Here is a 20,472-nt window from a genome sequence, read left to right on the forward strand (position 1 = left end):
GCGCAGGCCGGCGCCCCGGTTCAGCGAAAGAAGGCCGACAGCTCGACGGCCAGGGCTTCGACCTCTTCTTGCGACATGTCGGCGATCGCCTCCGGCGCACGCGCATTCTCGGTATCGCGAATCCGCTCGATGTGCTCGCCGCGCGAGACCGAGTCATGGTGCAGGTGGAACATCGGTACGTTCATCGAGTGCCAGCGCACGCCGAGCCGCGAGGCGCGGCGCAGCAGTTCGTCGTCTTCGCCGCCCCAGCCTTCGAGCCGCGCGTTGTAGCCGCCCACGCGGATGTACTCGCTGCGCTTGAACAGCACGATGCCGCCGTTGGCATTGGGGTACAGCACGATCGCGTCCTCGGGCAATCGCTGCGGATCGATGGTGGCCAGGCGGCCATAGTCCGGGTCGGCCATGAAGCCCTGCTTGAGCGCGCCGGCGACGTTGATCACCGACCAGTAGGGGCACAGCGCATCGCTGTCCTGCCCCTCCATCAGGGCGTCGATGCAGGCCCGCAGCGACTGCGGCTGGGCGATCGAGTCGGCATCGTGGAAGCAGATCACCGGGCTGCGCGCGAGCCGCACGCCGGTGTTGTAGAGCATCGACTTGGGGAACGGGCCGTCGTGCGGCACGAAGACATGCCGGATGTTCGGATCGCCGAGCCGGCTCCAGTCGAAGCTCGGCACGGCCGCGGCCTCGAGCAGCCACAGCCGGTAGTCGGTGTAGGTGTGCGCCAGGTGCGCGAGCACGGTGTAGAGGTTTTCGCGCCGCTCCTCGTTGGCCTCGCGGTACGACACGATGATGTCGATGTCGCGCAGGGAGGTCTTGGTCGCTTCGGCCATGGCGTTGCTCCCCTCAGAAGGGTCGGTAGAGGATGAAGTTGTCGTCGCCCGCGGGCTGCTTGAAGCGCGTGTCCCGGATCTCGAGCTGCACCGGCTGGGTCTTCTCGTCCTGGTAGCGGTTGAAGATGCCCGCGCCGTTCACCTTCTCGACCACTTCCGCGAGGCCGGGGCCGGCCCAATTGTCGTGGCCGCGCAGCAGGTAGAAATGCATCACGCCGCACTGCTGGTGCGCCCAGTAGTCGTGCCACGAGAAGGAGTCGGGCCGCCAGAGCGAGTTGTGGCCCTCGAAGAAGACGGGACGGCTCATCGGCATGCACTCGGGCGTGGAGATGAGGATGTAGCGCGAGCGGTAGTTGAGGAACTCCAGCAGGTCGCGGCCCTGCGAATGCAGCATGTGCTCGATGACATCGCCGAGGATGACGACGTCGTACAGGTCGCTGCTGCGCTTGTAGAGCCCATCGGCGGTGATCGGCAGGATGTGGTGGTAGCCCGTTTCGCGCAGGCCCGGGAAGGCGGCTTCGTCGCACTCGAGCGCGGTGAGCTCGCAGTCCGGAACGATGTCCTTCAGCAGCGCACCGTACTTGCCCCCGCCGGCGCCGATGTCGAGGATGCGCTGCGGGCCGATCGCCCGCACGATCTCCTGCGTCAGGGTGTCGAAGGTCGGCCAGGAATAGCCTATGTGCGCCATGGGAATCCCTCCGCTTTTCGCTGCTGTTCTGGGGCGTACGACTGTACAGGAACACCCCGGCGAGGCCGCCGCCGCGGCGTCAGGTTCTGCACGGTTGCGCGGGCTTTGACCGCCGCGACTGGTGGCTAGCGGCTCTTCTGCGAGGCCGCGTCCATGGCCGCCATGTACACCGAGCGGTAGGGCTCGGACAAGCTCACGAAATGGACCAGCAGCGTGTCCTCGTCGGCCAGCAGCGGCGGCGTGTTGAGGCTGAGGTTGTCCAGCACGCTGTGCTCGCCGAGCAGGCCCTCCTCCTTCAGCACCTCGTTGGTGTAGTGCTGGTCGCCCAGGCTGCTGTAGACCTGGGATTTGTCGGCCACCTCGCCGATGCGCGCCCAGATGCGTTCGAGCAGCGCGAGGTTGGCCGGCGTGTTGCGAAAGCCCATGACGCCCGAATTGAAGCGCCAGGCGCCGACGTCCTTGGCCAGCAGCAGGTCGCGGCCCTGCAGCAGGGGTTCGATGGAACGCGCGGGGTTGCGAAAGATCACGTCGGCATCGACCCAGATCACCCAGTCGTGCTGCGCCAGGTGCCGCTGCAGCAGCCAGGTGCGCACCCACGAGCCGTTGATGCCGGGCCCGATCGCCTCGGGCAGCGCCCGGTACACGTGGTACGCATGGCCGTGGCGCTCGCAGTAGCGGCGCACGTTGTGCTCCGACACGCGCGCGTAGGTCGCGACATGGTGCGTATAGAGCGTGAGGAAGGCGATGCGCGCCTGCGGATTGAAGCTCGTGAGCGCGTCGTCGGACAGCGCTGGATAAGCGGGCGGCTGCAGCACCGGCCGGCCCTGCATCAGGGCGCCGTTGACCTCGCGCACCAGCAGCGCCTGCAGGTTCAGGTCGTGCAGGATCTCGTCGCGCCAGCCGCCGCCGGGCAGCGGCACCGGCAGCGCGGCGAGGTTCACCACGAAGACCCGCGCGTCATGCCACTGCGAGACGCGCCACGAGACGTTGACGTAGGCCTCGCCCAGCACGCTGTTGCAGGGCAGCAGCCCCGCCGGCGCCAGGCGCGCGGTCTCGTCGAGCCGCGGCGATTCGAGCGCGACCACGTGGCCCGCATCGATGATCAGCTGATGCAGCAGCGCACGGTTGCCGGGCGTGTTGCGCAGCACCAGCATGTTGGTCATGGCGGGACCGGCGCGGTCGCCGGTCGACGGTCCCTCGAGCGCGACGAGGTCGCGCTCCTGCATCAGCGCCTCGACCGCGACCGGGTGGAACACCACCGAGTCGCCGTCGAGGAACAGCAGCCAGTCACCCTCGGCCAGCGTGCGCAGGTGGCGCAGGATCTGGCTGTACATGGCGCTCGCGCGCAGCGCCGGATGGGCGATGCGCCCGGTGTCGACCCACTGGTGCGGATAGCCGAACAGGCGGCAGTAGTGCGCGTGGTTGCGCAGCACCGCCTCGTCCGCGCGCTGAAGAAGGCTGAGGCACAGGGGCATGGGTCACTCCAGGCAGCGGACCGCCGCGGGCGACGATGGCGTCGCGCTAGATGTCGAGCAAGCGGCGCGCATCGAGGTAGCCGCGCGAACGCGTGAGCGCTTGCCAGTCGACCGGCTCGCCTTGCGGCAGCAGGCCACGGCGCCGTGCCTCGCTGCCGCGCGCCTCGGCACCGGGCTGCCAGCGGCCGGCGCGTTCGGCGGCTTCGAAGCCGTCGAGGAACTCGTCGAGCAGCCGGCCTTCGCCGATGCTCTGGTTGCACAGCAGCGCGAGATCGCAGCCGGCGCCCAGCGCGGCCAGCGCCGCGTCGGCGAAGCTCAGCAGTTCGCCGTCGATGTAGCGGCCGGCCTCCATGCTGAGGTCGTCGCTGAAGATGGCGCCGTCGAAGCCGAAGCGGCCGCGCAGGATCTCGCGCAGCCAGCGCGGCGAGAAGCCCGCGGGCCGGCTGTCGACCTTCGGATAGATCACGTGCGCCGGCATGACCGCCGCCAGCGCACCGCCGAGCCAGTCGTAGGGCCGCGCGTCGTCGGCCAGGATGGCCTTGAGGCTGCGCCGGTCGACCGGGATCTCCACATGCGAATCGGCATTGACCCAGCCGTGTCCGGGAAAGTGCTTGCCGCAGTTGCGCATGCCCGCGAGCAGCATGCCGTGCATCAGGCTCTTGGCCAGCAGCGCGACCACGCGCGGATCGCGGTGGAAGCTGCGCGTGCCGATCACGGTGCTGCGGCCATGGTCGAGGTCGAGCACCGGCGCGAAGCTGAAGTCGACGCCGCAGGCGCGCAGTTCGCCGGCCAGCACCTGGCCCGCCGCGGTCGCGACCTGGGTGGCGCGCATCGCGTCGCGCATCCAGAGTTCGCCCAGCGACTGCATCGTCGGCAGGTGGGTGAAGCCGTCGCTGCGAAAGCGCTGCACCCGCCCGCCCTCGTGGTCGACGCAGATCAGCAGGTCGGGCCGGATCGCCTTGATCTCGGCGTTGAGCGCCGTCATCTGCGCGCGGCTTTCCCAGTTGCGCGCGAAATGGATCACGCCGCCCACGCGCGGATGCGCCAGGCGGCGGCGGTCGTCGTCGGTCAGCGCCGTGCCGGCCACGTCGACGACCAGCGGCGAGAGAAGCACGTCTTCGGTCTTCGCACTCATGGCGCGGGCCCATCCTTGCGTTCGACCACCACGAAGCTCGCGGCGTATTCGGTTTCGTCGGTGACGGTGACGTGGGCCGTGAGGTTCTGCGCCTCGAACCAGGTCTTGAGCTCGCCGTGCAGCACGATCACCGGCTTGCCGCTGCGCAGGTTGGCGATCTCGCACAGCCGCCAGCTCATCGGCATGCGCATGCCCATGCCGATGGCCTTGCTGAAGGCCTCCTTGGCCGAGAAGCGGGTGGCGAGGTAGCTGAGGCCGCGCTTGGGCCAGCGCTCGCTGCGGGCCTTCCAGACCGCGAATTCGGTGTCGCTGAGCACCCGGCGCGCGAAGCGCTCGCCCTGGCGCTCGAAGGTCGCGGCGATGCGCCGGACGTCGCAGATGTCGGTGCCGATGCCGTAGATCATGCGGCGGCGTGGGCCTCGGCGATGCAGCGCAGGTAGTCGCGCGTGGCGGCCTCGTAGCCCAGCTCGAGCGCGTCGGCCACGAAGGCATGGCCGATCGAGACCTCCTGCACGCCGGGCACCGCCTTCAGGAAGGGCGTGAGGTTGTCGCGGCTCAGGTCGTGGCCGGCGTTCAGGCCCAGGCCGGCGGCGAGCGCGGCGCGCGCCGTGGCCGCGTAGCGCTCGAGCACGGCCTGCTCGTCGGGCGTGCCGCGCGAGGCCGCGAAGGATTCGGTGTAGAGCTCGACGCGGTCGGCGCCGACGGCCTGGGCCGCGGCCATCATCTCGGGAATCGGGTCCATGAACAGGCTGACGCGCACGCCCAGCGCCCTGGCTTCCGCGATCAGCGGGCGCAGGCGCTCGGCGTCGTCGGGGAAGGTCCAGCCATGGTCGCTGGTGGACTGGGTCTCGCTGTCGGGCACGAAGGTGGCCTGGTGGGGGCGCAGCTCGCGCACGAAGTCCATCAGGTTCTGGAACGGGTTGCCCTCGATGTTGAACTCGATGCCGGGCCAATCTTTCGCCAGCAGCGCCGAGAGGTCGTGCACGTCGTGGGCGCGGATGTGGCGCGCGTCAGGGCGCGGATGCACGGTGATGCCCTGGGCGCCGGCCCGCAGGCACAGGGTGGCGGCCCTCGTCACGCTCGGGATGCCCAGGTGCCGCGTGTTGCGCACCAGCGCGACCTTGTTGAGATTGACCGACAGCGCGGTGGTGCCGGCCGAGACGGAGGAAGTGCTCATAGTGCTTGGATATCTCTCATCAACTGCCGCGTACGCAGCATGGACACGCCGCAATGGTAGTTGAGCAGCACGCGCAGCTGGTTGCGCAGCGCGCTGTTGCTGCCGTTGCTCAGGGTCGCGACCAGCCGCAGCGTGGCCGTGAACGGCGCGCGGTCGTCGAGCGCGGCCTGCAGCCGCTGCCAGTCGGCACCGGCCAGCGCGGCCTCGTCGTCGGCCGCGGCGCGCAGGCCGGCTTCGGCGACCAGGGCATAGCGGGTGCCGGCTTCGAGCGCCTCGAGCGTCAGGGTCTGCACGTCGAGCTGCGGCAGCAGGCCGACCCCACGCAGCAGCAGCAGCTCGAAGGCGCGCAGCGCGGCCGCCTGGGTGGCTGCCTGGGCACCACCGTGGTCGCCGGCCAGCACCTGCACCACGCCGCCGTAGGCATCGAACAGGGCCTCGTGCGCGTCGTCGCGCGCCAAGAGGCGCAGCAGCAGCTCGTTGAGGTAGTAGCCCGACAGCAGCGCATCGCCGGTGGGCATGACGTGGCCGCCCATCCATTCGGCGCCCTTCAGGGTGCGGATCTCGGCATCGCCGCCATAGTTGATCTCCAGCGGCTGCAGCGGCAGCAGCACCGGGCGGAAGTTGGAGCTCGGCCGCTTCGCCCCCTTGGCCACGAGCGCGATGCGCCCGTGGTGGCGGGTGAAGACCTCGAGGATCAGGCTCGACTCGCTCCAGTCGTAGCGATGGAGCACATAGGCCGGTTCGTGCGAAACGCGGTGGGCGGCGGCCACTTCATTCGTAGCCGAACGAGCGCACGCGGGCCTCGTCGTCGGCCCAGCCCGAACGCACCTTGACCCAGAGTTCGAGGAACACCTTGGCGTCGGCCAGCTTCTCGAGCTCGACGCGGGTCTCCATGCCGATGCGCTTGATGCGCTCGCCCTTGTCGCCGATCACCATCGCCTTGTGGCTGTCGCGCTCCACCACGATGGTGGCGGCGATGCGCAGCAGGCGCTTGTGGCCCTTCTTCTGCGGCGCTTCCTCGTCGAACTTGTCGATCACGACGGTCGAGGTGTAGGGCAGCTCGTCGCCGGTGAGGCGGAACAGCTTCTCGCGCACCAGCTCGCTGGCGAGGAACTTCTCGCTGCGGTCGGTGAGCTCGTCCTCGTCGTAGAACCAGGGCTGCTCGGGCAGGTACTTCTCGCAGATGCCGAACAGGCGTTCGACGTCCTTCGCGTTCTTGGCCGACATCGGCACGAACTCGGCGAACTCGTGCTTGGCCTGCATCTGCTGCAGCCAGGGCGCGACGTCCGCGCGGCGCCCCACGCTGTCGAGCTTGTTGGCCAGCAGGATCGTCGGGATGCCCTTGCCGAGCAGCTTGAGCACGCGCTCGTCGGCCGGCGTGAAGCTGCCGGCCTCGACCACGAACAGGATCAGGTCGACGTCGCCGACCGCGCCCTGCACGGTCTTGTTGAGCGATTTGTTCAGTGCGTTGCCATGCAGGGTCTGGAAGCCCGGCGTGTCGACGAACACGAACTGCGTGGCACCGATCGTGCGCATGCCGGTGATGCGATGGCGCGTGGTCTGCGCCTTGCGCGAGGTGATGCTGATCTTCTGGCCGACCAGCGCGTTGAGCAGCGTGGACTTGCCCACGTTGGGCTTGCCGACGATGGCCACCAGGCCGCAGTGCTGCGGGCCCGTGGCTTCCGCCGGTTTGGATTCGCCCGCTGGGTCCTGGGGCTGTGCTGCTGATTTGATAGCGTCGTTCATTTCGTTTTCACGCGCCGCCGCGTGCCTTGAGGCGGATCAACATGGCGGCGGCTGCCGCCTGCTCGCCGGCGCGGCGCGAACCGCCGATGCCGCGTTCGCGAAGGCCCAGCTCGGGCACTTCGCACTCGACGTCGAAGGTCTGCTTGTGCGCTGCCCCCAGTGTCCCCGCGACGCGGTAGACGGGCAGCTTCATTTTGTGACCCTGCAGCCATTCCTGCAATTCGGTCTTCGGGTCCTTGCCCACCGCCTCCATGCGCGGATTGATCTCGACCGCCTCGTAGAGCCGGTGCACCAGCGCCTGCGCGGCCGCGAAGCCGGCATCGAGGTAGACCGCGCCGATCAGCGCCTCGAGCGCATCGGCCAGGATCGACGGCCGGTTCGGACCGCCCGAGCGGGCTTCGCCCTCGCCCAGCCGCAGCAGCGGCGAGAGCGCGAGGCCCACCGCCAGCCGGTGCAGGGTGTCCTGCTTCACGAGGTTGGCGCGCACGCGCGACAGGTCGCCTTCGGGCAGGGCCGCGAGACGCGTGTAGAGCAGGTGCGAGACCGCCAGGTTCAGCACCGAGTCGCCGAGGAACTCGAGGCGCTCGTTGTGGTCGGCGGAGAAGCTGCGGTGCGTGAGCGCGAGCTGCAGCAGCCGCGGGTCGGCGAACGTGTACTTCAGGCGCGACTGGAGCGCCGTGAGGCCGCCGTCCACCTTGCTTCCCTGGGCGTTCAGTTGGTCTCGCCCTTGTACTTGAGCACGAGGTAGGCGGGGCCGAACAGCGGGATCTCGCGCTCGTAGGAAAAGGCCACCACGACCTTGTCGTTGACCTTCTTGATGTCGAGGTCCTTGCCCGTGACCGACGTGAAGTCGTCGATGGCCTGGGCGCGGTCGAAGATGGCGCGGATCTCGGGCACGGTGCTGCCTTCCTTGGCCTTGTTGGCGGCCTTGTAGATCGCCTGGTACTCGATCAGCGTCGGGATGACCTGGGCGACGACGACGCCCACGCAGGCCAGCACGACGGCCACGAACACGAGACCGATGAACGAGATGCCGCGCTGGCGCGCCGCACTGTTCCGGATCGACCGAACAGCTCTCATACCCTCATACCCCTCGAACGATTTGCTGACTTATTGGAATGGACCGATGCGTCCCAGGTCGCCGAAGTTCATCCAGACGAAGAAGGCCCGGCCCACGATGTTCTTGTCCGGCACGAAGCCCCAGAAACGGGAGTCGGCCGAATTATCGCGGTTGTCGCCCATCATGAAATAGTTGCCGGCCGGCACCTTGCAGGTGACGCCCTCGACCGAGTAACGGCAGTTCTCGCGGAAGGGGAAGTCGCTGGCGCCGGGCACGAAGGCGGGGCCGGCGTCGTCGTTGAGGATCTTGTGCTGCTTGCCCGCGAGGTTCTCGTCGAACTGCTTGAGCAGGCGCATCGACTCGCCATCGAGGTAGTCGGGCGCGGCCTCCTTCGAAACCGGCTGGCCGTTGATCGTGAGCTTCTTGTTCAGGTAGGCCACCTCGTCGCCGGGAATGCCGACCACGCGCTTGATGTAGTCCTGGCTCGGCTTGGGCGGGTAGCGGAACACCACCACGTCGCCGCGCGCCAGCGGCGTGCCGTCGGTGATCTTGGTGTTGATCACCGGCAGCCGCAGGCCGTAGGTGAACTTGTTGACCAGGATCAGGTCGCCGGTGAGCAGCGTGGGCATCATCGAGCCCGAGGGAATCTTGAACGGCTCGTAGAGGAAGGAGCGCAGCAGGAACACGACCAGGATCACGGGGAACAGCCCGGCGGTCCAGTCGAGCCACCAGGGCTGCATCAGCAGCCGCTCGCTGGCCTTGGCATCGGCGGTGTCGACCTGCTTGATGCCCTGGCCGGCCAGCCGTGCATTGCGCTCGGCCAGCGAGCTCTCGAGCTCGGCGGCCGCGCGCTCGCGCCGCGGCAGGAAGTAGAAGCGCTCCGCCAGCCAATAGAGGCCGGTGACCACCGTGGCCAGGAACAACAGCAAGGCGAAGTTGCCCTCGATCGCTCCGAAGTACCAGGCGCCGATGTAGCCGGCGAATGCCGCGAGGATGAGGGAGGTGATGAATGCCATGTTGATCAGTCTTCGACTTGCAGGATCGCGAGGAAGGCCTCTTGCGGGACCTCGACCGAGCCGATCTGCTTCATTCTTTTCTTGCCCGCCTTCTGCTTCTCGAGCAGCTTCTTCTTGCGGGTGATGTCGCCGCCGTAGCACTTGGCCAGCACGTTCTTGCGCAGCGCCTTGATTGTCTCACGCGCAATGATGTTGACCCCGATGGCGGCCTGGATGGCCACATCGAACATCTGGCGCGAGATGATCTCGCGCATCTTCGACACCACCGCGCGGCCGCGGTACTGCGACTGGGTGCGGTGCACGATGATCGAGAGCGCGTCGACCTTCTCGCCGTTGAGAAGGATGTCGACCTTGACCACGTCGGAGGCACGGTACTCCTTGAACTCGTAGTCCATGGAGGCATAGCCGCGGCTGACCGACTTCAGCTTGTCGAAGAAGTCGAGCACGATCTCGCCGAGCGGCATCTCGTAGGTCAGCATGACCTGGCGGCCGTGATAGGCCATGTTCATCTGCACGCCGCGCTTCTGGTTGGCCAGCGTCATGACGGCGCCGACGTATTCCTGCGGCATGTACAGGTGCACGGTCACGATCGGCTCGCGGATCTCGCTCATCCGGCCGACCTCGGGCATCTTGGACGGGTTCTCGACCATGATGACCTCGCCGTCGCTGCGCACCACCTGATAGACCACGCTCGGCGCGGTCGTGATCAGGTCCTGGTCGAACTCGCGCTCCAGGCGCTCCTGCACGATCTCCATGTGCAGCAGGCCAAGGAAGCCGCAGCGGAAGCCGAAGCCCAGCGCCTGGCTCACCTCGGGCTCGTAGCGCAGCGAGGAGTCGTTGAGCTTGAGCTTCTCGAGCGCATCGCGCAGCGAGTCGTACTCGCTGGCCTCGGTCGGATAGAGACCGGCGAACACCTGCGGCTGGATCTCCTTGAAGCCCGGCAGCGCCTCGGTCGCGGTGGCGGCCGCGCCGCCCGTGCCCGGCTTGATCAGCGTGACGGTGTCGCCGACCTTCGCGGCCTGCAGTTCCTTGATGCCCGCGATGATGTAGCCCACCTCGCCCGCCTCGAGCGAGGCGCGCGGCTCGTTGGCCGGCGTGAAGACGCCGACGTTGTCGGCGTTGTAGCTGGCGCCCGAGGCCATCATCTTGATGCGGTCGCCCTTCGCGAGCCGGCCGTCGACCACGCGCACCAGCATCACGACGCCGACGTACGGATCGAACCAGCTGTCGACGATCATCGCGCGCAGCGCGGCGTCGGGATTGCCGCGCGGCGCCGGCATCTTGTGCACGATCGCCTCGAGGATGTCGTCGATGCCCATGCCGGTCTTCGCCGAGCATGGAATCGCATCGGTCGCGTCGATGCCGATCACGTCCTCGATCTCGGTGCGCGCGTTGTCGGGATCGGCGTTCGGCAGATCCATCTTGTTGAGCACGGGCACCACTTCGACGCCGAGGTCGAGCGCGGTGTAGCAGTTGGCCACCGTCTGCGCTTCGACGCCTTGCGATGCATCGACGACGAGCAGCGCGCCTTCGCATGCCGAGAGCGAGCGGCTCACTTCATACGAGAAGTCGACGTGGCCCGGCGTGTCGATCAGATTGAGGTTGTAGACCTGTCCATCGCGTGCCTTGTAGTGCAGTGCGGCGGTCTGCGCCTTGATGGTTATCCCACGCTCTTTCTCGATGTCCATCGAGTCGAGCACCTGCGCTTCCATCTCGCGTTCCGCGAGGCCGCCGCAGCGTTGGATCAAACGGTCAGCGAGCGTCGACTTGCCATGGTCGATGTGCGCAATGATCGAAAAATTTCTGATGTGATTCATCAACGGGAACGCTTAAGTACTTGAATTGGCTCGTGCACAGAGGGCAGCAGGCAAGAAAAAAGGGCGCGTCTCCCGGAGACGCGCCCTGAACCAACAAGCAATGGCAACTGCAGTAGTTGGAACTTCATTGTAGGCAAAAAGGGAAGCGCGTACATCCGGGAACAGGGTCCAAACGGGTCGTTGCGGGTCAACAACAAGCAACTTATAAACAACTTATCAACAGGCTTGGTGGAGCACTCTCTGAACAACTTGTGGGCGATCTGTGGAGCGTCGGTGGACTGTCACCTGACATCTCGCATGGTGGAGGAGACTGTCCCGCTTATGCGCCGACTGGCCGCCGAGAGGCCGCTATTCTACCGAAAACGGTCCTTAGCCCTTCTTTAAGTTAGTAAATACTGACAAATCGACGGCTTTGGATCGATGCAGATTTTTTTAAAGCGGCGCGCCGAAGCGTCGCAAACAGCTCAAAAAAATGGCCCCAAACCCGACTGACGGGTGGGGCCACTTGACGGCACCGCCGGGATCAGCGTGCGGGCCGGATGAGCGCGTACTGCGCCCATTCGCCGCGACGGAACAGCACGCTGACCGGCTTGCTCTTGTCGGCCTTGGCCACCGCGGCCTCGAATTCCTTGACGCTGCCCACCTCGGAGTTGGCAATCGACAGGATCACGTCGCCCTCGCGCAGGCCGGCCTTCGCGGCGGCCTCGGTGGCGGCGTCGATGCGCACGCCGCGGACCTTGAGCTCCTTCTTCTGCGCCTCGGTCAGGTCGCTGACCGCGAGGCCGAGCGACTTGCCCGCCGCGGAGGGCTTCGCCTGCGGCTCTTCGCGATCGGCCGGCTTCTTGGCGGGCTTGGCCTCGGCGTCGCCCTCGGCCACGGTGATGGAAAGCTCGCGCGAGGCGCCGTTGCGGAACACGGTCAGCGTGCTCTTGACGCCCGGCTTGGTGCTGGCCACCGAGCGCGACAGGTCGCTCGGCGTCTCGATGACCTTGTCGCCGTACTTGGTGATGATGTCGCCCTCGCGCACGCCAGCCTTCTCGGCCGCCGAACCCGGCACCACGGCGCTCACGAGCGCGCCGCGCGCCTTGCCCAGGCCGATGGACTCGGCCACGTCCTTCGAGACCGAGCCGATGGACACGCCGATCAGGCCGCGCGACACGCGCCCGGTGGTGCGCAGCTGGTCGCTGACGCGGATCGCCTCGTCGATCGGGATCGAGAACGAGATGCCCATGTAGCCGCCCGAGCGCGAGTAGATCTGGCTGTTGATGCCGATCACTTCGCCGCGCAGGTTGATCAGCGGGCCGCCCGAGTTGCCCGGATTGATCGCGACGTCGGTCTGGATCAGCGGCACCAGCTCGCCGGTGTCGCGCTGCTTGGCGCTCACGATGCCCGCGGTCACGGTGTTCTCGAGGCCGAACGGCGAGCCGATCGCCATCACCCATTCGCCCACGCGCAGCTTCGAGATGTCGCCGATCTTCACCACCGGCAGGCCCGTGGCCTCGATCTTCACGACCGCGACGTCGCTGCGCTTGTCCGCGCCGACGAGCTTGGCCTTGAACTCGCGCTTGTCGGTCAGCGTGACGATGATCTCGGACGCGTCCTCGATCACGTGCGCGTTGGTCATGACATAGCCGTCGGCCGTGAGGATGAAGCCCGAGCCCACGCCGCGAGGACGCTCTTCTTCCTGCGGCTGCTGCTGCGGACGGTTCTGGCGCGGCCCCGGACGCGGGTTGCCCGGCAGGGGCTGGCCGAAGAAGCGACGGAAGAAGTCCTGCATCTCCTCGTCCATCTCGCCGCTGCCGCGCGTCGACACCTTCTCGACGGTGCGGATCCCGACGACCGCGGGACCGACCTGCTCCACGAGGTCGGCGAAATCGGGCAGTCCGCGCGTCTGCGCGCTGGCCGGCGCCGCCGGCAGGAACCCCACGGCGACGGAACACGCCAGGCCGAATGCGAAGAGGCAGGAACGGAGCTTGTGTCCCTCGACTTTGAACATCATGGGTTTTCTTTCAAAAGATCAAAGAGCGGTTGCAACAACAAAGACTATGAGTCGAACCATGGACTTGGTTCCATGCAATTCGCGCCCGTCAGCGCGTGCGTGCAAGGCTCTGGGCAAATGCGTCGAGGGTCGATTGCGGTACCTCGCCGACGGCGGTCAGCCACCAGTCGTTGGCCGGCTCGGGCAGGCGCCTGCGGATCGCATTCGTCGCGCCGATGGTCAGCACGCCGTCGCGCGGCGCGCGCTTGGCGTCGTAGCGCTCGATGAACAGCGACACCGAGGCGAGGCCGTCGGAGAAGATCCATTGCACGGTGCGGTCCTGCGTCGCGGCATTCTTGTCGCCGTCGGCCGCGGGCCGCCGGAAGAAGCTGCGCGGCTTGAAGCCTGCCACCGGCGCGCTCAGGGTCCAGCCCTCGTCCTGCGCGCTAGTGCGCTCGAGCTCGAGCTTCTCGATGCGGTAGCCCGCGGTGTTGGCCATCATCTGGGCCAGCGCCTGGGCCTTCACGGGCACATCGAGCTGCAGCTCGGAGAACGCCGACTGCTCGACCACGCGCGACTGGTCGTCGAGCGTCTGCAGCTTGACGACGAGGCCGGTGCGGCGCTCGCTCCAGATGCGGTAGCCGAAGCGCAGGCCATCGTGCGGATTCAGCTGCACCACGTCGGCATCGAAGCCGGCCACGCGGTCCTTGCCGATGGGCCGCACGTCGTAGAACTCGCCGATCGACGAGTCCTGCTTGTCGGGCAGGTTGGGAAAGAGATCCAGGTTCTCGCGCTTCTCGACCTTGACCACCTTCGCCTCGGGCAGGAAGGTCATCACGCTCTGGTTGCGGCGGAAGGTCGAGCGCTGCGGGCCGCTCAGCGCTTCGATGCGCTCGATCTGCTGCTCGCCGTCGCGCACATGCCAGATGCGCGCACTCGACAGGTCGCCGCCGGGCGCGGACACCACGAAGGTGCCGACGTAGTTGCGCTGGCGGGCGCCGGCGTGCATGCGCTGCAACCACTCGGTCACGCTCATGCCGGGCGACTCGCCCGCCACCTGGGCCGATGCCGCGCCCCGGGTGTTCGCCGCGCTGGAACGGGTCTGCGCGGAGGCGATCTGCGCGAGGCAAAAGGCGGCAAGCACGAGCACGAACGCGCGTGCGGAGATCGGCATCTGAACGGTCATTGGCAGGGAAGGAGGCGGTGTCGCGCGCTCAGCGCGTGGGTCCTTCGAAGGTGGCGTTGCGCAGGAAACCGGAAGGCATCTGCGAGGCCCCACCGGCCTGCTGATGCGCCTCGAGCAACTGGTCCAGGCGCGGATCGCGCAGCATCACCTGCGGCTTGCCGTTGCCCACGATCACGCGCGTGGGCGTGAGCGTCGAGGCCTGCTGCACGCCGCTGGGCGCGGCCGATGCGAGCACCGGGCCCGACACGGGTTGTTGCTGCGCGAGTTGGGCGCCGGCCGGGCCGTTGACGACACCGCTGCCGACCCAGCTCCAGCTGATGGCGGCCACGGCCACCAGCGAGGCGGCGCCGGCCACGAGTTTCCAGCGAAAGACCGGCTCGTTGGCCGCGTCGGCGCGGCGCTGGAGCGGCACCACCTGGGCTTCGGGAACGGCCGCCACGGGCCGGATCACCACCGGCTCGGCCGCCAGCCGCTGCTGGAAGCGCGCGAGGAAGGCATTGCCGTCGCTGCACGCCGTGGTGGAACCCGAACGCAGCACGTCGCCCACCACATGGTAGGCCTGCCACGCCGCGCGGTATTCCTCGTCGCCGCAGACCTTGTCGATGGCCTGCGCGAACTCGTCGCCCTGCAAATGACCATCCGCGAGCGCCGACACCTGTTCTCGAACCGTCATCGTCTGATTCATTTCGTTCACCTGATTTTGCTTACCAACGCTTGCCCGACTGGTTGTCGAGCAGCGGTTTGACCCTGGCCGAAATGGCCTCGCGCGCACGGAAGATCCGGGAACGCACGGTGCCGATGGGGCAATCCATGACTTCGGCAATCTCTTCGTAACTCATGCCCTCGATCTCGCGCAGCGTGACTGCCTGGCGCAACTCCGCGGGGAGCGCTTCCATGGCGGACTCGACCGCGGCCGCGATTTCGTTGGCCGCCATGACGGATTCGGGGGTTTCGTCGGTGGTTGGTTCGTTTCCCGGACGGTAAGTTTCATCGTCGTCCTCGGAAGACGGCCGCAGGGCGCTTTCCGAGATGGTCGGGTCGCGCTTCATGTCGACCAGCGCCTTCTTCGCCGTGTTCACCGCGATCCGGTAGAGCCAGGTGTAGAACTGCGCCTCGCCGCGGAATTGGTGCAGTGCACGATAGGCGCGGATGAAGGTTTCCTGCGCGATGTCCTCGACCAGGTCGACGTCGCGCACCATGCGGCCGATCAGGCGCTCGATGCGGCGCTGGTACTTCATGACCAGCAGTTCGAAGGCCTTCTGGTCGCCCGCCACCGTGCGCTGCACGAGCTGGAAGTCGACCTCGCCCGGACGCGGCGCCGCCGCGGCGTCGGTCAGGCCGGAATCCGGCGGCACGGGCGGCGGGGACGTGGTCATCGAGAGGGGGATTTCAGGGTGCGTCGGCGGGTGCGGTCGCGCGCCAGACATCGCCGCAGGTGTCGGCAGCGGGGGGGCGCGAATATACCGCACGACGCAGATCGCGCCAGCGCTCGGGCATCGCCTCCCGCTCGACCCAGAGCCAGCGCTGCGGCCGGCCCGGCTCGCTCAGGCGCAACAGCAGCAGCGATTGCAGGTCGAGCGCGACGAAAGCGCGCGCGGCCAGGACCGAGCGCGCCGGGTCCGCGGCGTCGGAGGCCGCGGGCGCCAGCGACCAGGCGCGGCCGTCGAAATGAAGAAAACCGGCTCCGTCGCGGCGCAGGCCGATGCCTGCGGCCGCGCCCGCGAACAGCACGCTGAGCAACAACAGCGCGTGGCGCCAGCCGACACTATCGAAAAAGTAGCAGGACGCCCCGGCGCAAAGCGCGCCCAGGGCCCAGACCACGGTCAGGAGGCGGGCAGCGCCACGCGAGCGCCCCACCGGATAGGTCACCGACGGTGCGCCGTGCATGGGAGGTGAAGATTCAAGCGCGCTTGAACACCAGCGTGCCGTTGGTGCCGCCGAAGCCGAAGTTGTTCTTGACCGCGACATCGATCTTCAGATCGCGCGCCTCGTTGGCGCAGTAGTCGAGATCGCACTCCGGATCCTGGTTGAAGATGTTGATCGTCGGCGGGCTCTTCTGGTGATGCAGGGCCAACACCGTGAACACCGATTCGATGCCGCCCGCGCCGCCCAGCAGGTGGCCGGTCATGGACTTGGTCGAATTCACGACCAGCTTCTTCGCATGGTCGCCGAAGGCGTTCTTGATCGCGTTCGTCTCGTTGAGGTCGCCGAGCTGCGTCGAAGTGCCGTGCGCATTGAGGTACTGCACCTGATCGGGGTTGACGCCCGCATTGGCGAGCGCCATGACCATCGAGCGGCGCGGGCCGTCGACGTCGGGCGCCGTCATGTGGTACGCATCGCCCGTCAGACCGAAGCCCGCGACTTCGGCGTAGATCTTGGCGCCGCGCGCCTTGGCATGCTCGTACTCCTCGAGCACGACCACGCCGGCACCCTCGCCGAGCACGAAGCCGTCGCGGTCCTTGTCCCACGGGCGCGAGGCCGTGGCGGGATCGTCGTTGCGCGTGCTGAGCGCGCGCGGCGCGGTGAAGCCACCGATGCCGAGCGGAGAGATGGTCGACTCGGCGCCGCCCGCGATCATCACGTCGGCGTCGCCGTACTCGATCATGCGCGCCGAGGTGCCGATGGCATGCAGGCCGGTGGTGCAGGCGGTGACCACGGCGATGTTCGGGCCCTTGAAGCCGTACTTGATCGACACGTGGCCCGAGATCATGTTGATGATCGACGCCGGCACGAAGAATGGCGACACGCGGCGCGGGCCGCGGTTCACCAGCTCGCCGTGCGTGGCCTCGATCATCGGCAGGCCGCCGATGCCCGAGCCGATGTTGCAGCCGATGCGGACCGCTTCCTCGTACGGCAGTTCCTCGCCGGTCTTGAGCCCGCTGTCCTGCACCGCCTGGATCGCGGCGGCCATCCCGAGGTGGATGAAGCGGTCCATGTGGCGCGCTTCCTTCTCGGAGATGTATTGGGCAATGTCGAAACCCTTCACCTCGCCCGCGAACTTGCAGGCGAAGGCGCTCGCATCGAACGCGGTGATGTTCGCGATGCCCGAATTTCCCGCCAACAGGTTGGCCCAGGAATCGGCCACCGTGTTTCCGACGGGAGCGATGCAACCGAGTCCGGTCACGACGACGCGGCGTTTGGTCATGCCGGCAAACCTTTCTGGAAGCGCTGGACGACGTGCGTTCGGCGCATGCGGGTCTGGGAAAAGACCGCCGGCCGCCGCAGTGTCGTCAGTTGGGGCCGATCAGGCCTTTTGATTCTTGGTGGCGTAGTCGACGGCGTTTTGCACCGTGGTGATCTTCTCGGCGTCTTCGTCGGGGATCTCGATGCCGAATTCGTCTTCGAGTGCCATCACGAGTTCGACCGTGTCGAGCGAGTCAGCGCCGAGGTCGGCCACGAAAGCCTTTTCGTTCGTCACTTGGGACTCTTCCACGCCGAGCTGCTCGGCGATGATTTTCTTGACACGTGCTTCGATATCGCTCATTTGATTCCCTCTGAGGGTTGTAGGTAACCGGTGGATTTTAGCCGGGCGGATTGCGAGCTTCCCCGCAGGCCCGGCACGACGAAAAGCTTGGCGCCTTGCGGCTACATGTGCATGCCGCCGTTGACGTGCAGTTCCTGCCCCGTCACGTAGGCGGCCTGGGGAGATGCGAGGTACGCCACCGCATGCGCGATGTCGGCGGGCTTGCCCAGATGGCCCAGCGGGATTTGCTGCAGCAGCGCCTGCTGCTGTGCTTCGGGCAGGCTGGCCGTCATGTCGGTCTCGATGAAACCGGGGGCGACGCAGTTGACCGTGATGTTGCGGCTGCCGAGCTCGCGCGCCAGCGCGCGCGTCATGCCGGCCACGCCGGCCTTGGCGGCCGCGTAGTTGGCCTGGCCGGCATTGCCGGAGGCGCCGACCACGCTGGTGATGCTGATGATGCGGCCGTAGCGCTGCTTCATCATCGGGCGGATCACGGCGCGCGACAGGCCGAAGACGGCCTTCAGGTTGGTGTCGAGCACCGCATCCCAGTCGTCGTCCTTCATGCGCATCGCGAGCGTGTCGCGCGTGATGCCGGCGTTGTTGACCAGCACGTGGATCGCGCCGTAGGCCTTCACGATCTCGTCGATCAGCGCCTCGACGGCCGCGCCGTCGTTCACGTTCAGCGCACGGCCGCGGCCGTCGTAGGCGCTGAGCATGGCGGTGATCTTGGACGCGCCCTCTTCCGTGGTGCCGGTGCCGACCACCTTGAGGCCGCGCTGCGCGAGCTCCAGGGCGATGGCCGCGCCGATGCCGCGCGATGCGCCGGTGACCAGGGCGACTTGCCCTTCGAATTTGGGAATGCTCATAAAAAGAAGAAGGTCTTGGGGCCTGGCACCGGTCAGCCGGCGAGCGATTGTCGAACGTCGGCGAGCGTGGCCGGGTCGTACACCGACGCGGCTTCGAGCTCGGGGGCGATGCGCTTGGCCATGCCGGCCAGCACCTTGCCCGGACCGCACTCGATGATGGCGGCTACACCGCGCAGTTTCAAGGCCTGCACGCTTTCGACCCAGCGAACCGGGCCGGCGGCCTGGCGCACCAGCGCGTCGCGGATACGGTCGGCGTCGGTCTCGACCGCCACGTCGATGTTGTTGAGCACCGGAATCTGCGGCGCGGCCAGCGTCACCGAGGCCAGCTTCTCGCGCAGCGCCTCGGCCGCGGGCTTCATCAGGCTCGAATGGAACGGGGCCGACACCGGCAGCGGCAGCGCACGCTTGGCGCCGTTGGCCTTGAGCGTCTCGCAGGCCTTCTCGACCGCCGCCTTGCTGCCCGCGATCACGGTCTGCATCGGGTCGTTGAAATTCACGGCCTCCACCACTTCGGCGCTGCCGGCGCCGAACGAGGCGGTGACTTCCTGGCAGTTGGCGATGACCTTGGCGGCTTCCATCCCGAGGATGGCAGCCATGGCGCCGGTGCCGACCGGCACGGCCTGCTGCATCGCCTGGGCGCGGAAGCGCACCAGCGGCGCTGCCTGCGCGAGCGTCAGCACGCCCGATGCCACCAGCGCCGAATATTCGCCGAGCGAATGGCCGGCCACCACCGACGGCGTGGCGCCGCCTTCGGCCAGCCAGGCGCGCCAGGCGGCCACACCAGCCACCAGCATCACGGGCTGGGTGTTGGTCGTGAGCGCCAGCGCCTCCTTCGGGCCGGTCTTGATCAGCGCGGCGATGTCTTCGCCGAGCGCTTCGGAGGCTTCGCGCAGCGTTTCGGCCACGGCCGGGTGATCGCCCCAGGCATCGAGCATGCCGACCGCCTGCGAACCCTGACCCGGAAAGACAAAAGCAAAGGATTTCATTGTTGTATGCGTCACGTCGCGCGGCCCGCCAAGGCAGGACCGGCTGTCTCGCCCACTAATAACTACAGATTCAGCAGCACCGCGCCCCAGGTGAAACCGCCACCCACGCCTTCGAGCATGAGGGTTTCGCCCTTCTTCACCTTGCCGGAACGCACCGCTTCGTCGAGCGCCAGCGGAATCGAGGCCGCGGACGTGTTGCCGTGCTCGTTGACCGTGACGACCAGCCGCTCGCGCGGCAGCTTCAGCTTCTTGGCCGTGCCTTCCATGATGCGGATGTTGGCCTGGTGCGGGATCAGCCAGTCGATGTCGGCCTCGGTCTTGCCGGCCTTGGCCAGGGTGGCGCGCGCGGCTTCCTCGAGCACGCGCACCGCGAGCTTGAAGACCGCCTGGCCGTCCATGTGCAGCAGCGGCGTGCCGAGCACGTTGCCGCCCGACACGTGGCCGGGCACACAAAGAATGCCGACGTGCTTGCCGTCGGCATGCAGGTCGGTCGCCAGGATGCCGGGCTCGTCGCTGGCTTCCAGCACCACCGCGCCGGCGCCGTCGCCGAACAGCACGCAGGTGGTGCGGTCGTTGAAATCGAGGATGCGCGAGAACACCTCGGCGCCGATCACCAGCGCGCAGCGCGCGCTGCCGGTGCGGATCATCGCGTCGGCCACGGTCAGCGCATAGACGAAACCGCTGCACACGGCCTGCACGTCGAAAGCCGGGCAGCCGGCGATGCCGAGCTTGTTCTGGAGGATGGCCGCCGACGAGGGGAACACCATGTCGGGGGTCGAGGTGGCGACGATGATCAGGTCGACATCGGTTGCCTTGCGCCCGGCTGCCTCGAGGGCATGGCGGGCGGCATGCAGGCCGAGGTCGCTGCTGCCCACGTCGGGCGCCGCGAAATGGCGCGCATGGATGCCGGTGCGCTCGACGATCCACTGGTCGGAGGTCTCGATGCCGCGCGCCGCCAGTTCCTTGGCGAGATCGTCGTTGGTCACCCGGCGCGGCGGCAGGTAGCTGCCGGTGCCGGTGATGCGTGAATATGGGCTCATCAAAACGTG

At 67.5% G+C, this 20,472-nt stretch carries 22 protein-coding genes; all 22 read right to left on the minus strand.

Going from position 1 to position 20,472, the window contains the following annotated elements; all coding sequences use genetic code 11:
- Positions 1-20: 20 nt before the first annotated feature.
- On the minus strand, positions 21-830 hold the full coding sequence (locus tag KV106_RS07655; RefSeq protein WP_261208680.1) for a glycosyltransferase family 2 protein: 810 nt from the start codon (positions 828-830) through the stop codon (positions 21-23).
- Between the two features lie 13 nt (positions 831-843).
- Entirely contained in the window at positions 844-1,518 is a 675-nt protein-coding gene (locus KV106_RS07660; protein ID WP_261208681.1) for a class I SAM-dependent methyltransferase, read from the minus strand.
- A gap of 125 nt (positions 1,519-1,643) precedes the next feature.
- Complete coding sequence (locus KV106_RS07665; protein WP_261208683.1) at positions 1,644-2,993, minus strand: glycosyltransferase family protein; 1,350 nt, start codon at positions 2,991-2,993, stop codon at positions 1,644-1,646.
- Between the two features lie 46 nt (positions 2,994-3,039).
- Complete coding sequence (nagZ, locus tag KV106_RS07670) at positions 3,040-4,128, minus strand: beta-N-acetylhexosaminidase (protein WP_261208685.1); 1,089 nt, start codon at positions 4,126-4,128, stop codon at positions 3,040-3,042.
- Positions 4,125-4,532: a holo-ACP synthase gene (gene acpS / locus KV106_RS07675; RefSeq protein ID WP_261208686.1), complete on the minus strand. Its 408-nt coding sequence runs from the start codon at positions 4,530-4,532 to the stop codon at positions 4,125-4,127. The genes nagZ and acpS overlap by 4 nt, the downstream gene beginning before the upstream one ends.
- A complete protein-coding gene (locus KV106_RS07680; protein WP_261208687.1) occupies positions 4,529-5,305 on the minus strand; it encodes a pyridoxine 5'-phosphate synthase in 777 nt (258 codons plus the stop codon). Before KV106_RS07680 ends, acpS begins: the two co-directional genes overlap by 4 nt.
- Complete coding sequence (gene recO, locus KV106_RS07685; protein ID WP_057592283.1) at positions 5,302-6,075, minus strand: DNA repair protein RecO; 774 nt, start codon at positions 6,073-6,075, stop codon at positions 5,302-5,304. Before recO ends, KV106_RS07680 begins: the two co-directional genes overlap by 4 nt.
- Position 6,076: 1 nt before the next feature.
- Positions 6,077-7,051, minus strand: a complete 975-nt coding sequence (gene era / locus KV106_RS07690; protein WP_261208693.1) for a GTPase Era — start codon at positions 7,049-7,051, stop codon at positions 6,077-6,079.
- A gap of 7 nt (positions 7,052-7,058) precedes the next feature.
- Positions 7,059-7,745, minus strand: a complete 687-nt coding sequence (gene rnc / locus KV106_RS07695) for a ribonuclease III (RefSeq protein WP_057592285.1) — start codon at positions 7,743-7,745, stop codon at positions 7,059-7,061.
- A 17-nt stretch (positions 7,746-7,762) separates the two neighbouring features.
- Complete coding sequence (locus KV106_RS07700; protein ID WP_057592286.1) at positions 7,763-8,131, minus strand: DUF4845 domain-containing protein; 369 nt, start codon at positions 8,129-8,131, stop codon at positions 7,763-7,765.
- Positions 8,132-8,161: 30 nt separating this feature from the next.
- A complete protein-coding gene (lepB, locus tag KV106_RS07705; RefSeq protein WP_057592287.1) occupies positions 8,162-9,127 on the minus strand; it encodes a signal peptidase I in 966 nt (321 codons plus the stop codon).
- A gap of 5 nt (positions 9,128-9,132) precedes the next feature.
- Positions 9,133-10,944: a translation elongation factor 4 gene (gene lepA, locus KV106_RS07710; RefSeq protein ID WP_057592288.1), complete on the minus strand. Its 1,812-nt coding sequence runs from the start codon at positions 10,942-10,944 to the stop codon at positions 9,133-9,135.
- 523 nt (positions 10,945-11,467) lie between these two features.
- Complete coding sequence (locus KV106_RS07715; RefSeq protein ID WP_057592289.1) at positions 11,468-12,943, minus strand: DegQ family serine endoprotease; 1,476 nt, start codon at positions 12,941-12,943, stop codon at positions 11,468-11,470.
- Between the two features lie 88 nt (positions 12,944-13,031).
- A complete protein-coding gene (locus KV106_RS07720) occupies positions 13,032-14,108 on the minus strand; it encodes a MucB/RseB C-terminal domain-containing protein (protein ID WP_409976491.1) in 1,077 nt (358 codons plus the stop codon).
- Positions 14,109-14,136: 28 nt separating this feature from the next.
- Positions 14,137-14,793 (minus strand): sigma-E factor negative regulatory protein, encoded by a 657-nt coding sequence (locus KV106_RS07725; RefSeq protein ID WP_261208703.1) that lies wholly within the window; start codon positions 14,791-14,793, stop codon positions 14,137-14,139.
- Between the two features lie 19 nt (positions 14,794-14,812).
- Positions 14,813-15,484, minus strand: coding sequence for an RNA polymerase sigma factor RpoE (gene rpoE / locus KV106_RS07730; RefSeq protein ID WP_057592292.1), 672 nt, complete (start codon positions 15,482-15,484; stop codon positions 14,813-14,815).
- 13 nt (positions 15,485-15,497) lie between these two features.
- A complete protein-coding gene (locus KV106_RS07735) occupies positions 15,498-15,995 on the minus strand; it encodes a hypothetical protein (RefSeq protein WP_261208705.1) in 498 nt (165 codons plus the stop codon).
- A 13-nt stretch (positions 15,996-16,008) separates the two neighbouring features.
- Positions 16,009-17,253, minus strand: a complete 1,245-nt coding sequence (fabF, locus tag KV106_RS07740; protein WP_057592294.1) for a beta-ketoacyl-ACP synthase II — start codon at positions 17,251-17,253, stop codon at positions 16,009-16,011.
- Between the two features lie 99 nt (positions 17,254-17,352).
- Positions 17,353-17,592 carry an acyl carrier protein gene (acpP, locus tag KV106_RS07745; RefSeq protein WP_007830471.1) on the minus strand — a complete coding sequence of 80 codons (240 nt, stop codon included), beginning with the start codon at positions 17,590-17,592 and terminating at the stop codon, positions 17,353-17,355.
- A 101-nt stretch (positions 17,593-17,693) separates the two neighbouring features.
- Positions 17,694-18,437, minus strand: coding sequence for a 3-oxoacyl-ACP reductase FabG (gene fabG, locus KV106_RS07750; protein WP_057592295.1), 744 nt, complete (start codon positions 18,435-18,437; stop codon positions 17,694-17,696).
- A gap of 32 nt (positions 18,438-18,469) precedes the next feature.
- Positions 18,470-19,423, minus strand: a complete 954-nt coding sequence (fabD, locus tag KV106_RS07755; protein ID WP_057592296.1) for an ACP S-malonyltransferase — start codon at positions 19,421-19,423, stop codon at positions 18,470-18,472.
- A gap of 62 nt (positions 19,424-19,485) precedes the next feature.
- Positions 19,486-20,463 (minus strand): beta-ketoacyl-ACP synthase III, encoded by a 978-nt coding sequence (locus tag KV106_RS07760; protein ID WP_057592297.1) that lies wholly within the window; start codon positions 20,461-20,463, stop codon positions 19,486-19,488.
- Between the last annotated feature and the right edge of the window lie 9 nt (positions 20,464-20,472).

Origin of the sequence: Variovorax endophyticus (genome assembly GCF_025376855.1) — a bacterium.
Taxonomy (GTDB): Bacteria; Pseudomonadota; Gammaproteobacteria; order Burkholderiales; family Burkholderiaceae_C; genus Variovorax.

Coding starts and splice junctions, on each gene's coding strand:
- acpP (WP_007830471.1), bottom strand. CDS start 17,592: ATGAGCGATATCGAAGCACGTGTCAAGAAAATCATCGCCGAGCAGCTC.
- KV106_RS07735 (WP_261208705.1), bottom strand. CDS start 15,995: ATGCACGGCGCACCGTCGGTGACCTATCCGGTGGGGCGCTCGCGTGGC.
- lepA (WP_057592288.1), bottom strand. CDS start 10,944: ATGAATCACATCAGAAATTTTTCGATCATTGCGCACATCGACCATGGC.
- era (WP_261208693.1), bottom strand. CDS start 7,051: ATGAACGACGCTATCAAATCAGCAGCACAGCCCCAGGACCCAGCGGGC.
- KV106_RS07725 (WP_261208703.1), bottom strand. CDS start 14,793: ATGAATCAGACGATGACGGTTCGAGAACAGGTGTCGGCGCTCGCGGAT.
- KV106_RS07660 (WP_261208681.1), bottom strand. CDS start 1,518: ATGGCGCACATAGGCTATTCCTGGCCGACCTTCGACACCCTGACGCAG.
- fabF (WP_057592294.1), bottom strand. CDS start 17,253: ATGACCAAACGCCGCGTCGTCGTGACCGGACTCGGTTGCATCGCTCCC.
- KV106_RS07680 (WP_261208687.1), bottom strand. CDS start 5,305: ATGAGCACTTCCTCCGTCTCGGCCGGCACCACCGCGCTGTCGGTCAAT.
- fabD (WP_057592296.1), bottom strand. CDS start 19,423: ATGAAATCCTTTGCTTTTGTCTTTCCGGGTCAGGGTTCGCAGGCGGTC.
- KV106_RS07655 (WP_261208680.1), bottom strand. CDS start 830: ATGGCCGAAGCGACCAAGACCTCCCTGCGCGACATCGACATCATCGTG.
- KV106_RS07760 (WP_057592297.1), bottom strand. CDS start 20,463: ATGAGCCCATATTCACGCATCACCGGCACCGGCAGCTACCTGCCGCCG.
- fabG (WP_057592295.1), bottom strand. CDS start 18,437: ATGAGCATTCCCAAATTCGAAGGGCAAGTCGCCCTGGTCACCGGCGCA.
- nagZ (WP_261208685.1), bottom strand. CDS start 4,128: ATGAGTGCGAAGACCGAAGACGTGCTTCTCTCGCCGCTGGTCGTCGAC.
- lepB (WP_057592287.1), bottom strand. CDS start 9,127: ATGGCATTCATCACCTCCCTCATCCTCGCGGCATTCGCCGGCTACATC.
- KV106_RS07700 (WP_057592286.1), bottom strand. CDS start 8,131: ATGAGAGCTGTTCGGTCGATCCGGAACAGTGCGGCGCGCCAGCGCGGC.
- KV106_RS07715 (WP_057592289.1), bottom strand. CDS start 12,943: ATGATGTTCAAAGTCGAGGGACACAAGCTCCGTTCCTGCCTCTTCGCA.
- KV106_RS07665 (WP_261208683.1), bottom strand. CDS start 2,993: ATGCCCCTGTGCCTCAGCCTTCTTCAGCGCGCGGACGAGGCGGTGCTG.
- acpS (WP_261208686.1), bottom strand. CDS start 4,532: ATGATCTACGGCATCGGCACCGACATCTGCGACGTCCGGCGCATCGCC.
- KV106_RS07720 (WP_409976491.1), bottom strand. CDS start 14,108: ATGACCGTTCAGATGCCGATCTCCGCACGCGCGTTCGTGCTCGTGCTT.
- rpoE (WP_057592292.1), bottom strand. CDS start 15,484: ATGACCACGTCCCCGCCGCCCGTGCCGCCGGATTCCGGCCTGACCGAC.